Consider the following 12,570-nt stretch of genomic DNA (forward strand, 5'->3'; position numbering starts at 1 on the left):
TGTTCCTCTCCGCGCTATGCCTCGAAGACAGGCCGCAGCCAGCACACCGCCAGCGGCGGCAGCGTGAGCGCCGCGCTCCAGGCCTGCCCGTGCCAGGCCGTCGCCTCCGCCCGGACGACCCCGCCGTTGCGTACGTCGCTGCCGCCGTACGCGGCGGCGTCGCTGTTGAGGACCTCCCGCCAGGCGCCGCCCTCCGGCAGCCCGACGCGGTACCCGGTGCGGACGACCGGCGAGAAGTTGCAGACGACCACCAGCGGGCGTCCGTCGGCGTCGTAGCGCACGAACGACAGGACGTTGGCCTCGGCGTGGGAGCCGTCGATCCAGGCGAAACCGGCCGGCGAGGTGTCGAGTTCCCACAGGGCCGGGGTCCCGGCGTAGATCCGGTTGAGGTCACGCACCAGGGAACGGATCCCCCGGTGGTCGTGGTGCCCCGGCCAGCCCTCGTCCAGTACCCACCACTGCGGTCCCGCGTCATGGTCGAACTCCGCGCCCTGTCCGAACTCCTGTCCCATAAAGAGGAGTTGTTTTCCGGGGTGGGCCCACATGAATGCCAGGCACGCGCGTAGATTCGCCCTCCGCTGCCACCAGTCCCCCGGCATCTTGGCCACCATGGCTCGTTTTCCGTGCACGACTTCGTCGTGGGAGAACGGGAGCAGATAGTTCTCGCTGTAGGCATAGACCATGGCGAACGTCATGTCGTCGTGGTGATAGGCGCGATGCACCGGGTCGCGTTCCAGATAGTCGAGCGTGTCGTGCATCCAGCCGAGGTTCCACTTCAGGTCGAAGCCGAGTCCGCCGAATCCATCGGGGCCGACCTCGAAAGTGGGCCGGGTCACACCCGGCCATGCGGTGGACTCCTCGGCGATGGTGAGCGCACCCGGCACCCTGCGGCGGACGGTGTCGGTCAGCTCCTGGAGGAAGGCGACAGCGGCCAGGTTCTCCCTGCCACCTCGCTCGTTCGGGCTCCAACCCCCCTCGGGGCGCGAGTAGTCGAGGTAGAGCATGGAGGCCACCGCGTCCACCCGCAGCGCGTCGATGTGGAACTCGGAGCACCAGTAGACGGCGTTGGCCACCAGGAAATTGCGGACCTCTCGGCGGCCGTAGTCGAATTCCAGGGTCCCCCAGTCCGGATGATGTGCGCGGCGCGGGTCGCCGGGTTCGTAAAGGTGCTCTCCGTCGAAGCGGGCGAGTGCGAATTCGTCGCGCGGGAAATGCGCGGGAACCCAGTCGGCGATCACACCGATACCGGCGGCGTGCAGGGAATCGACCAGATACCGGAAGTCGTCGGGATCCCCCATTCGGGCAGTGGGGGCATAGAACCCGGAGACCTGATATCCCCACGAGCCGCCGAAAGGATGCTCCATCACCGGCATGAACTCCACGTGGGTGAATCCCAAGTCGCTCACATAGCACGGGAGTTCCCCGGCGAGCTGCCGGTAGGACAGACCCGGGCGCCACGACGGCAGGTGCACCTCGTACACGGACATCGGGCTCGCCCGGCAGTGCCGGCCGCCGCGGTTCGCCATCCACTCCGTGTCCGTCCACTCGTACGTCGAGGTGTGGACGACGGACGCGGTGGCGGGCGGGCACTCGGCGGCGCGGGCCAGCGGGTCGGCCTTCTGGGCCAGTTGCCCCGCCCGGGTGCGGATCTCGTACTTGTACCGGGTGCCGGCGCCGGCCCCCGGCACGAACAGCTCCCAGATCCCGCTGGACCCGAGCGAGCGCATCGGGTGCGCGACGCCGTTCCAGCCGTTGAAGTCGCCGATGACACGCACCCCTTGGGCGTGCGGCGCCCAGACGGCGAAAGCGGTGCCCGTGCTGCCGTCCAGGGTCAGGACGCGTGCGCCGAGGACCCGCCACAGCTCCTCATGGCGCCCCTCCGAGATCAGGTGCAGGTCGAGTTCGCCGAGAGTGGGCAGGAACCGGTAGCCGTCGTCGTGCTCCTCCTGCCGCTCCCCGTACGTCACGAGCAGCCGGTACCCGGTCGCCTTCTCGCCCGGCAGCGCTCCGGTGAACAACCCGCCCGACTGGTGGGCCAGTTCTGCCCGGACACCCTCGTCCGTGACCACCGTGACGGCTCTGGCCAGGGGCCGGAGCACGCGTACGACGACGCCGGAGCCGTCCGCTGCCGCGTGCGCCCCGAGGACCGCGTGCGGGGCGTGGTGGGCGCCGGCGAGCAGCCGCTCCAGCTCGGCATCGGCCAGCCGGGCGTCCGGGAGTCCGGGGCGCACGAGGGTTTGAGCGTGCCGTGTCTGCAGCAACGGTGGGGTCCTCTCCGGGTAGTTGGTTGTCTGCGGGCCGGTGGGGGCTGGTCGCGCAGTTCCCCGCGCCCCTAACGGCGCGGGGCTGCGCCCCGCGATCCCACGCCCGCCCCCGGTTCTTCAGGGGCGCGGGGAACTGCGCAATCTTTTAGGGGGTCTGGGGGCGCAGCCCCCAGGGATGGGACGGGTAGGGGCGGCGGGGGCGAGGAAACCACCCGCCTCAGCCCCGCACCGCCGCCAGCCGATGCACGGCCCCGAGCGGGATGCTCAGCCAGTCCGGCCGGTGCCGGGCCTCGTACACGGCCTCGTACACCGCCTTGTCCGCCTCGAACGCCCGCATCGGCACCGGATGACACCACGGATCGGCACCCCCGGCCTCGGCGTAACCGGCGATGAACGCGCGGCGGTTGCGCACCATCCAGGCGTCCGCACGCCGGATGTGGCGCAGCCGGAGCCCGGGAGCCGGCTCGGCGGACCGGCGCCGCACGGCGGCGAGCCCGGCCCGCGCGGCGTAGTCGAAGGAGCGCAGCATGCCCGCGACATCCCGCAGGACGTGCTGAGGAGCGGCACGCTCGGCAGCGGAGCGCTCCGGCTCCCCCTCGAAGTCGATCAGCCGCCAGCCGTCCGCCGTAGGCAGCGCCTGACCGAGGTGCAGGTCGCCGTGGACGCGCTGCGCGAAGACGGGGCAGCCGCGTCCGGCGTGGCGTGCGTAGTCGTCGTAGAGCGCGCTGATCCTGGAGCGGTAGCGGTCGAGGGCGGGCACCTCGTCGACGGCCAGGCCGAGTCGGCGGTTCATGAGCCGGGCCTCCTCGGCGGCTTCCCCCGGTGTGACCCGGGTCCGCGGGAAGGCGTCGGCGAGCACGGTGTGCACCTCGGCGACGGCCTGGCCGAGGGCGCGTGCCCGCGAGGTGAAGCCGCCGGTGGCGGGGACGGTGGTGCCGGTTCCGTCGACGCAGTCGCCGACCTGTCGTACGGCGGTCTGCCAGCCGTCCGCCTCGACGGGCAGGAACTCCTCGAAGAGGCCCAGCACCAGGCCCTCGCCGCCGGGGGCGTCGGTGTACAGCGTCCCGTGCAGTGCGGGTGTGCGGGTGCAGTGCCGCTCGGTGAGGGCGCGCAGGGCCTCCACCTCCAGGTGGGGTCCTGGCTCGGGGCGCCGGTAGATCTTGAACAGCAGCCGGTCGCCGTACACCACAGCGCTGTTGCTCTGGTCGGCGGTCAGCAGGCGGGGTACGAGACCGACGGGCAGGGGGTGCGGGGAGGTCGGTTCCAGACGAGGTCCGCCGCGCGGCTCCCGCACGGCCAGGGAGCGCAGCAGCACCCCCATCAGCGCGGGGTCCTCCGTCGCCTCGTAAACCGTCCAGCCCTGCCAGCGTCCCTCGGGCACGGTGGCGATGGCCGCGCCCGCGAGCCGCTCCGGCAGCTCGGGGCACAGCCCGAGGAACAGCTGGTAGAGCTGCTCGGTGCCGTTCCGGTGCCGGGCGCGGAGCACCGCGTGGACCAGGACGGGCGCGTCGTCGTGGACGACCGAGACCACGACAGGCCGTATGTCGTCCAGAGGGCCGCCCGCGTCGCCGTACCAGCGGCGGGTGCGCAGCCAGGGGGTCAGCACGGGCAGCAGCGGTTCGAGCACGGGTTCCGCGACGGCGACACTCATGACGCCTCCCGGGGTCCGAGCGGAACCAGCAGGTGCGCGGGCGCCACCCCGGGTTCCAGTCGTACGTAGGCGTGGCGGCCCCAGGTGTGGATCTCGCCGGTGAGTTCGTCGCGCACCTTCAGCGAGCCGTCCTCGGGCAGGCCGAGCGCGGCCAGGTCGAAGGTGACCGTGGTCTCGCTGGTGTGGTGCGGGTCGAGGTTGACGACGGCGAGGACCGTGTCGGCGGAACCGTCCGGCCGTACCAACTGCTTGGAATAGGCCAGCACTTGGTCGTGGTCGGTGTGGTGGAAGCGCAGGTTGCGCAGTTCCTGGAGGGCCGGGTGGGCGCGGCGCAGCTGGTTGAGGCGGGTGATCAGCGGGGCGATGCTGGTGCCCGCCGCCTCGGCCGCCACCCAGTCGCGCGGTCGGAGTTCGTACTTCTCGGAGTGCCGGTAGTCCTCGGTGCCCGCCGCCAGGACGTCGTTCTCGCACAGCTCGTACCCGGCGTAGACCCCCCAGGTGGGCGCGAGGGTCGCGGCGAGCACGGCCCGGGTCTCGAAGGCGGGCCTGCCGCCGTCCTGGAGGTAGCCGTGCAGGATGTCCGGGGTGTTGACGAAGAGGTTGGGGCGCAGGAAGTCGGCGCTGCCCAGGGCGAGTTCGCTCGCGTACTCGGTCAGCTCCCGTTTGTCGTTCTTCCAGGTGAAGTAGGTGTACGACTGCTGGAAGCCGGCCTGGGCGAGGGCGTGCACCATGGCGCGGCGGGTGAACGCCTCGGCCAGGAACACCACATCGGGGTCGGTCAGGCCGATGTCGCCGATGACCCGCTCCCAGAAGGAGACCGGCTTGGTGTGCGGGTTGTCGACGCGGAAGATGCGTACGCCCTGGTCCATCCAGTGGCGCAGCAGCCGCAGCGTCTCCTCGACCAGGCCTTCGAAGTCCGTCTCGAAGGAGAGGGGATGGATGTCCTCGTACTTCTTCGGCGGGTTCTCGGCGGTGGCGAGTGTGCCGTCAGCGCGCCGGGTGAACCACTCGGGGTGCCCGGCCGTCCAGGGGTGGTCGGGCGAGCACTGCAACGCGAAGTCGAGGGCGACCTCCAGGCCCAGTTCCCCCGCCCTGGCGACAAACTTGCGGAAGTCGTCCAGGGTGCCGAGGTCCGGGTGCACGGCGTCGTGCCCGCCCTCGGCCGAGCCGATGGCCCAGGGCGAGCCCACGTCGTGGGGCCCGGCGGTGAGTGTGTTGTCCGGGCCCTTGCGGTGGGTGTGCCCGATGGGGTGCACCGGTGGCAGGTACACCACGTCGAACCCCATCTCCGCGAGGGCGGGCAGCCGTCGCGCGGCCGTCTCGAAGGTGCCGCTGACGGGCGGCTCGCCGGGCCGGAGCACCGCGCCCTCCGAGCGCGGGAACATCTCGTACCAGGAGCCGACGAGGGCCCGTCGCCGCTCGACGAGCAGGGGCAACGGCCGGGAGACGGTGACCAGTTCACGCAGTGGATGGCGTTCCAGCGCGGCGACCACCGCACGGCCGGTGGTCGCTTCGAGCCGGCGCAGGGAGGGGCTCGCTTCGTCGCGGAGCGCCCCGGCCACTGCCGTCACCGCCTCCCGGCGGTCCTTGTCCGGGATGCCGAGGGCGGCCCGCTCGTGCAGCAGGGCCCCCTCCGCGAGCGTCAGCTCGACATCGACCCCGGCGGGAATCCTCAGGTGCGCGTCGCGGCGCCAGGTGGCGACCGGGTCGGCCCAGGCCTCGACGGTGTACGTCCACAGCCCCGGGCGGCCGGGGCCGACGACGACCGCGGCCTCCCAGCGGTCGGCGTCGGCGTCGACGAGGGCCATCGGGGTCCAGGGGCCCCGCCGTCCGGCCGCGTCGTACAGGACCACGTTGGCGCCGACCTCCCCGGCGCCCTCGCGGAAGACGACGGCGCTGATGGTGAGGGTCTCGCCGCGCACCGCCTTGGCGGGCACCGCGCCGCCGCGCACCTGGGGGCGGATGTCCCTGATGGGGATGCGCTCCTCGGTCGTCGGGTGGGCCCGCGACGGCACGACGGCGGTCATGACCGGCTCCTCACCGGTGCGCGGGGTCCTGGGACGGCCGGCCTCTCCTTGTCCGCGATGAGGTCGATGATGGTGCGGGCGAACAGATGGCAGTGCTGGCCGGTGCGCGCGGTGACCAGGTCGTCATGGACGACGACGTCCTCATCCACGTACTCGCCGCCCATGTTGCGCAGATCGCCGAGCAGGTTGTTGTGGACCACCGCGCGCCGTCCGCGCACCAGGGAGGGCAGCGGTGCGGTCAGCCACATGCCGTGGCAGATGATGCCCTTGACGATGGCCGGGTCCTGGAAGGCGCGGCGCAGGAACGCCGACGCGGGCGGCAGTTCGGCGGGGTCCTCGGTGTAGCGGAGCCGGTCGGAGACCATCCCCGAGGGGACGATCACGGCGGAGAACTCCTTGAGGGCGAACTCGTCGATGTCCTCGAAGGACTCGGAGACTTCGAAGGGCATCCGGTGCTCGTGCCCCTGGAAGGTCATGGAGTCCTGGCCCCAGAGCCGGGACAGGAAGTGGACCTCGGCGCCCTCCTCCGGGAAGCGGAACTGGTAGTAGAGAATCTCGGGCTCGTAGAAGTCGCTCTCCATCAGGACAGCGATCTTGTGGCCGGAAAGCCGCACGGCTATTCCCTCCCCCTGCCGGTGACCAGGTCGATCAGGAACGGACCCTCGGTGCTCAGCGCCTCGGCGACCGCGGCCTGAACCTGGTCGGGCTTGTCGACGCGCACGGCGGGTACGCCGAGCGAGCGGGCGAGTCCGACGAAGTCGATGGCGGGCCGCGAGAGGTCGAAGATCTCCGGCTGCTCGTGGGCGGCGATCGCCTGCGACTTCCAGTACTCCTCGATGTTGAGTTCGAGGAGCTTGTAGCTGCTGTTGTTGCAGATCACGAACTTGGCGCCGATGCCGTGCCGGGCCGCCGTCCACAGCGCCTGGATGGTGTACATGGACCCGCCGTCGCCGGTGAAGCCCACGACCGTACGGTCCGGGAACGCGAGCTGGGCGCCGAGCGCGCCGGGGATACCGACGCCCAGGGAGCCGCCGCGCGTCTGGAACCAGTGGCCGGGGCGGTTCGGCGGCAGATGCCGTGAGACGTCGGGCGAGGCGGTGAGTGCCTCGTCGAACACCACGGCGTCCTCGGGGAGTTGGCGTGCCAGCTCCCGCAGAAAGGCCGTGGTCGGCAGGGCGGTCGGGGCGGTCGTCGCCTCGTCCACCTGCCTGGCCTCCTCGATCTCCCGCGCCCGTTCGACGGACCTGCGCCGCAGCCACTCGAACGCGCGGACCTGGCTCTCCTCGCTCATCCGCGCCTGAAGTGCCGCGGTGAGCCCGGCGAGCGCCCGGCGGGGATCGGCCACCAGGCCCAGGTCGACGGGGAAGTTCTTGGCGATCGCGTCGCTGTCCAGGTCGATGTGGACGACCGGGGTGCCCTCGGCGAAGACGCCGTCGAGGACCGGATAGACCTCGGGCAGCGCATACGTCCCCACGATGAGCACGGCGTCGGCCGCCCCGGTGACGCGCCGGCTGGACTCACCGAACATATGGCCCAACTGCCCCGCGTAGGCGGGGTGTTCGGCAGGCAGGTTGACCTCGGCCCAGTCCGCGCCCCACACCTCGGCGCCCCACACCTCCGCCAGTCGCCCAAGCTCCTCCGCGGCCTGGGCGAAGTGGACACCGTCGCCGGCGACGACGATCGGGTGCTCGGCACCGGCGAGGAGTTCCGCCGCCCGGTCGAGGGCCGCCGCGTCGGGCGTGCTCCGCGTGACGGGGTACGACGTCGGCACGGCCGCCTCGGTGGTGTCCCGGTCCATCACGTCGGCGGGCAGCACCACCAGGACGGGGCCGTAGGGGGGCGTGCCCGCCACCTTGAACGCGCGGCGCAGGATCCGCAGTGTGGACTCCGGGTCCACCACCCGGGTGGCCCACTTGGTGACCGGCTCCGCCATGCCGACCAGGTCGGCGGCCATCTGCGCCTCCATGGCCTCGTAGCGCAGGCCCGACTCACCGGCGAGCACGACCAGCGGGGCGTGGCCGCGCATGGCCTGGTAGAGCATGCCGATGCCGTTGCCGAGGCCGACGCCGGTGTGCAGCTGGCAGACGGTCGGCGTGCGGGTGGCCCGCGCATGGCCGTCCGCCATGCCGACGGCCGTGGCCTCCTGCAGCGCGAGGACGTATTCGAGCTCGGGGAAGTTGCGCAACTCGTCGAGAAAGCCCTGCTCGACCGTGCCGGGGTTGCCGAACATGTACCGGACCCCGTCGGCCCGCAGCTGTTCCAGGATCGCGACCCGCGCGGGCCTGCTGACCATGATGCGTCCACCTCTCGATGTGAACTTCGGTGCGGTGTACGTCAGTTGGCGTGCACATCAGTTCGCGTGCACGTCAGTTGGCGGCCCGGAAGCCCCACTGCCGCAGGCCGTTCTCCAGCACCTCGACGACCTTCTCGCCGGTGAGGTAGGAGTCGGGGGTCGAACGCCCGGTGATGAACGGGTAGTCGACGATGACCGACGTCGTCTTCCCGAAGTTGCCGTGGAAGGCGCCGTCCGGGCCGGTCGCGTCCCGCAGGATGTACTCCAGCGGGTACGGCGGCGGGCCGATCACGAAGTCGGTGCCCATGAAGCCGGTGCCGTCCTTGTAGTCGTACTCGATGCAGTGCCCGGTGACGTGCTTGCCGCGGATGATGGAGACGCGGTCCTCCTGGTCACGGGCGAAGGCCAGCGCGGTCACCCCGTAGCACTCGGCGGCGATCGGCAGGTCGAGTGCGCGGAAGGCGAGGATCAGGTCGTGCACCCGCCAGTTGTTGGCGAGGTCCACGATCGGGCCGCTGCCGCCGACGATGAGCAGCGCGTCGTAGCGGCTCGCGATCTGCTCGCGGATCTGCTCCAGGCGGGTGTTGTACGCCTCCCAGTCGCGCAGGAAGTACGGCTTGCTGCGGTAAGGCCGGTCGGGCAGCCAGGACGACAGGTCGAGCGGGTCGTCGAGGCGGGCCGAGGTGTCGATCGCCCGGACCTTGCCGGCCATCTCGGGCGTCGTGACCGAGCGGCCGAGGGGCGGGTCGATGTAGTCGGGGTCCATGCTCGGCGGCAGGGCCACGGGACGCTTTCCGGTCGGTGTGGCGAAGCTGACGTGATACCCGGCCTTGTCGAAGGTCTCCAGAGGGCCGATCAACTCTTCGCCCCAGTACCCGTATTCGGACAGGACGACGAGGATGCGCTTGCTCATGGGGATGTCCTCTCGTTCGGTTCGGTCCGCGAACCGTCGAACTCATGTCTACGTTCTGGGAGTTCGAAGCGACCAGGAGTGCAAGAGGTGATGGCCCCATATCGGCAAGTGGCCGGAAACACTTCCGTAAATAGGCCATTTGCCCCGCGCGCCGACGAGCCGGACGGGGGCGTACGGCGGCCGGTGCGCGGTTCGGGCGAAGGTCAGCCTGTGTGCGCGCCGACTTGGCGAGGTACGCCCGCCGTTGTGCGGGAGCCCGCTCCGGGCGGTGCCCGCGGCCAAGGATGAAGTCGACTGTGTGCCGACCGAAAGGATCCCCAGCCATGCCCGACACCCCGAGCGCGCACCTGAGCCCCCGCGAGGTCCTGGCCGCCTACCACCAGGCGATCGTCGAGGCGGACCCGGACGCCGTCGCCGAGCTGTACGCGGTCGACGCCGTCCACGAGTTCCCGTTCCTGTTCCCCGGAGTCACCGACTACCACGGCCGTGAGGAGGTCCGGGCCGGCTACCGGGCCGCCTGGGAGCAGAGCCCCGCGCGGACGGAGAAGGTCGTCGAGGTCGCCGTCCACGAGGGCCGGGACCCCGAACTCCTCACCGCGGAGCGGCTCTTCGAGGGGACGATCTCCACGACGGGGAAGACCTTTTCCGTGCCGAGCATCCTGGTCCTGCGGGTCCGGCACGGCCTGATCGTCCACGCGCGCGACTACATGGACGGCCTCGGCACGGCCAAGGCCATGGGCGCCCTGGAGTGGGTGGTGAGCGCCCTGGAGTCGGGCGACGAGTAGGCAGCCCCCGCAGGGAAACGTCCGCACCGGGCGGAACACCTTGGTGTTCCGCCCGGTGCGGACGTATGGACGTGTCTCGTGGACGGGCTAGGAGGTGGCCCCCGTGGCGTGCGGCTCGTCCAGCGAGGGCTCGATGACCTCACGTACGGGCGCGCTCTGCGCGGCGGAAGAGCCGGCCGCCGATCCGGCCGCGGCCGGTCGCGTACGCGTCGCCAGCCAGCCGACGACCGCGCCCAGGGCGATCAGCGCGGCGGCCACGAGGAAGCCGAGCCGGAAGCCGGCGGTGAGCGCGGAGTCGTCCACCGGGCCGTCGGCGATCCGATTGGTCCGCCAGGTCGCCACGGAGGCGAGGATGGCGAGACCCAGGGCACCACCGATCTGCTGGCACATGTTGATCATGCCGCCGGCGATACCGGAGCGCTCCGGCTCGACGCCCGAGACGGACGACACCACGAGCGCCGTGAAGGCGAACCCGCTGCCGACCGCGAGCAGGAGTCCCGGCCCGAGGATGCTCTTCAGGAACGATCCGTCCGTGGACAGCTGCGCGAACCACAGGAAGGACGCGGCGGTCAGGCCGAGACCGATGACCAGGACGGTGAAGATGTGCATCCGCCCCATCAGCCGGCCGACGACCACCTGGGAGGTGATCACCTGGCCCACCGCGATCGGCAGGAAGCACAGACCGGCGGCGATCGGGCCGTAGTTCAGCACCCGTTGCACATAGATGGTGACGAAGAAGGTCATCGCCACCGCGCCCGCGGAGAACATCAGCATGATGACGTTCGCGGCGGTGAGCCCGCGCACCTTGAAGATGCTGAAGTCGACGACGGGTTCGGGCACGTTGAGCTCGGTGATCACGAAGACGGTGAGCAGCACCGCGGCGGCGGCCAGCGAGATACCGGCGCGCCCGTCCCAGCCGTGCTCGCCGATCCGCACGAATCCGTAGATCAGCGCCGACAGACCGGCGGTCACGGTGATCGCGCCCAGCGCGTCGAAGTGCCGTACGTTGCCGGTGCGTTCGGTCTCGGTGAGCAGGCGTACGCCGACCAGCGCGGCGCCGAGCGTCAGGGGCACGTTGATCCAGAAGACCCACTCCCAGCCCAGGGCGTCGGTGATCACACCGCCGAGCACCACGCCGGTCGCACCACCGGCGGCGGCGACGGCGCCCCACAGGCCCATCGCCCTGTTGCGCTCCCGGTCCTCCGGGAAGGTCACGACGACCAGGGAGAGGGCCGCGGGCGACATCAGCGCACCGCCCAGGCCCTGCGCCGCGCGCGCCGCGATGAGCTGGGTACTGGTGTCCGACATTCCGCAGGCGAGGGAGGCGAGGCCGAACAGGGTCAGGCCCGCCAGGAAGATCCTCTTGCGGCCGAACAGGTCGGCCGCCCGCCCGCCCAGGAGCAGGAAGCCGCCGAAGGTCAGCATGTAGGCGTCGACAACCCACTGCAGACCGTCCTGGGTGAACCCCAGCGGGGCTTGCATCGACGGCAGTGCGATGTTGACGACGCTGATGTCCAGGATTACCACGAACTGCGCTATGGCCAGCAGGGCGAAGACACCCCAGCGCCGGTCGATTACCGATTTCACGGCTGTCATACGCTCCTCGAATTCTGAACTCTGCCCGGTGGGACGGGGCCGCCTTCCGTTACACCCCCTCGGGCAGCAACGGCTCCACGTTCGGGTCCCAGACGACCGAGATGTTGAAATGCAGGTGCCGGATCTTCAGGAACATCCGGGAATAGAGAGCGACGAACATCTCCGGGCCGCGGGCCGTCGTGATGTCGCCGAGGTCGAAAATGGTGTCCTCGGCCCAGCCGAACTGGCCCAGCAGAGACGCGACCTGGTCCTTCGCGGACCGGTCGTCTCCGCTGACGAAGACATTGTGGTGACCGGAGAGCAGTTTCGGGTTCACCATGATGTCGCAGTTCATGGTGTTGAGGGTCTTCACCACCCGCGCCGACGGATAACGGCGCTGAATGCGTTCGCCGAGGCTGTCGTCGTTGAGAATGCCGAGCGAGGGCGGTTCCGTCTCGCTGGTGATCACCAACGGGTTCGCGACATCCATGATGATCTTGCCGTCCAGGTTGTCCTCACCGGCGGCTTCCAGCACGTCGAGCGAGATGATGCCCCGAGTGGCGTTCACGACGACGGAGCCGAAGGCGGCGGCGTCGGCGAACGTACCGCCGCTCGCCGCCTCACCGTTCTCCTCGACCCACTTCAGCAGACTCTCGTTGTCCGAGGTCCGCGATCCCAGACGCACTTCATGTCCGACTTCCACCAGGCGAGTAGCTATGGCCTTTCCGACCATTCCAGTGCCCAATACGCCGATGCGCATGCTATGCATCCTTCCGGTTGTCCGGCATACGAAGGCGATATCGCCCGCTCCTATTGCTAGCACCGGAAATTCGAGGCCGTCGCCGGTCACGGCGACCGGGCGGGAACTGCGTCAAGTCGTGCCCGGTGCTTCCTGAGGACGCCCGCGCGCGAGGCTGCGACGGATGGTGCGTCGGCGCACTCCCACGGGGCCCCCAAGGGCCTATCGGGCGGTACGACCTGACACAGTGCCGTCTCCTCCCGCGGCGCTACGCGTGTCGCGGCAGTTCAGCCGCCTAGCATGCGGCCGAGTTCTACTGAGGA

General features: G+C 70.5%; 9 protein-coding genes. 1 reads left to right on the top strand and 8 read right to left on the bottom strand.

Annotation, left to right across the window (positions count from 1 at the left end; genetic code table 11):
- Nucleotides 1-14: 14 nt before the first annotated feature.
- The 6 genes from glgB to OIC96_RS15525 all read right to left on the bottom strand — a co-directional run bounded on the left by glgB (nucleotide 15) and on the right by OIC96_RS15525 (nucleotide 9,148).
- On the bottom strand, nucleotides 15-2,231 hold the full coding sequence (gene glgB, locus OIC96_RS15500) for a 1,4-alpha-glucan branching protein GlgB (RefSeq protein WP_330307264.1): 2,217 nt from the start codon (nucleotides 2,229-2,231) through the stop codon (nucleotides 15-17).
- Nucleotides 2,232-2,481: 250 nt separating this feature from the next.
- The gene (locus OIC96_RS15505) at nucleotides 2,482-3,915 is read right to left on the bottom strand and encodes a maltokinase N-terminal cap-like domain-containing protein (RefSeq protein WP_330307263.1); all 1,434 of its coding nucleotides are present in this window, start codon (nucleotides 3,913-3,915) and stop codon (nucleotides 2,482-2,484) included.
- Entirely contained in the window at nucleotides 3,912-5,942 is a 2,031-nt protein-coding gene (locus tag OIC96_RS15510; protein WP_330307262.1) for an alpha-1,4-glucan--maltose-1-phosphate maltosyltransferase, read from the bottom strand. Before OIC96_RS15510 ends, OIC96_RS15505 begins: the two co-directional genes overlap by 4 nt.
- Complete coding sequence (locus OIC96_RS15515) at nucleotides 5,939-6,556, bottom strand: DJ-1/PfpI family protein (RefSeq protein WP_327431672.1); 618 nt, start codon at nucleotides 6,554-6,556, stop codon at nucleotides 5,939-5,941. The genes OIC96_RS15510 and OIC96_RS15515 overlap by 4 nt, the downstream gene beginning before the upstream one ends.
- A gap of 2 nt (nucleotides 6,557-6,558) precedes the next feature.
- Nucleotides 6,559-8,235: a thiamine pyrophosphate-binding protein gene (locus OIC96_RS15520; RefSeq protein ID WP_330307261.1), complete on the bottom strand. Its 1,677-nt coding sequence runs from the start codon at nucleotides 8,233-8,235 to the stop codon at nucleotides 6,559-6,561.
- Between the two features lie 73 nt (nucleotides 8,236-8,308).
- Nucleotides 8,309-9,148 carry a type 1 glutamine amidotransferase domain-containing protein gene (locus tag OIC96_RS15525; protein WP_330307260.1) on the bottom strand — a complete coding sequence of 280 codons (840 nt, stop codon included), beginning with the start codon at nucleotides 9,146-9,148 and terminating at the stop codon, nucleotides 8,309-8,311.
- Nucleotides 9,149-9,471: 323 nt separating this feature from the next.
- Here OIC96_RS15525 and OIC96_RS15530 point away from each other — a divergent pair, with 323 nt between their 5' ends.
- Entirely contained in the window at nucleotides 9,472-9,933 is a 462-nt protein-coding gene (locus OIC96_RS15530; protein ID WP_330307259.1) for a nuclear transport factor 2 family protein, read from the top strand.
- Nucleotides 9,934-10,020: 87 nt separating this feature from the next.
- On the opposite strand, the gene OIC96_RS15535 is transcribed toward OIC96_RS15530, so the two are convergent.
- Complete coding sequence (locus OIC96_RS15535; RefSeq protein ID WP_330462128.1) at nucleotides 10,021-11,520, bottom strand: MFS transporter; 1,500 nt, start codon at nucleotides 11,518-11,520, stop codon at nucleotides 10,021-10,023.
- Between the two features lie 58 nt (nucleotides 11,521-11,578).
- The gene (locus OIC96_RS15540; protein ID WP_330307257.1) at nucleotides 11,579-12,268 is read right to left on the bottom strand and encodes an NADPH-dependent F420 reductase; all 690 of its coding nucleotides are present in this window, start codon (nucleotides 12,266-12,268) and stop codon (nucleotides 11,579-11,581) included.
- Nucleotides 12,269-12,570: the final 302 nt, after the last annotated feature.

Source organism: Streptomyces sp. NBC_00775 (genome assembly GCF_036347135.1).
GTDB classification, from domain to species: domain Bacteria; phylum Actinomycetota; class Actinomycetes; order Streptomycetales; family Streptomycetaceae; genus Streptomyces; species Streptomyces lutosisoli.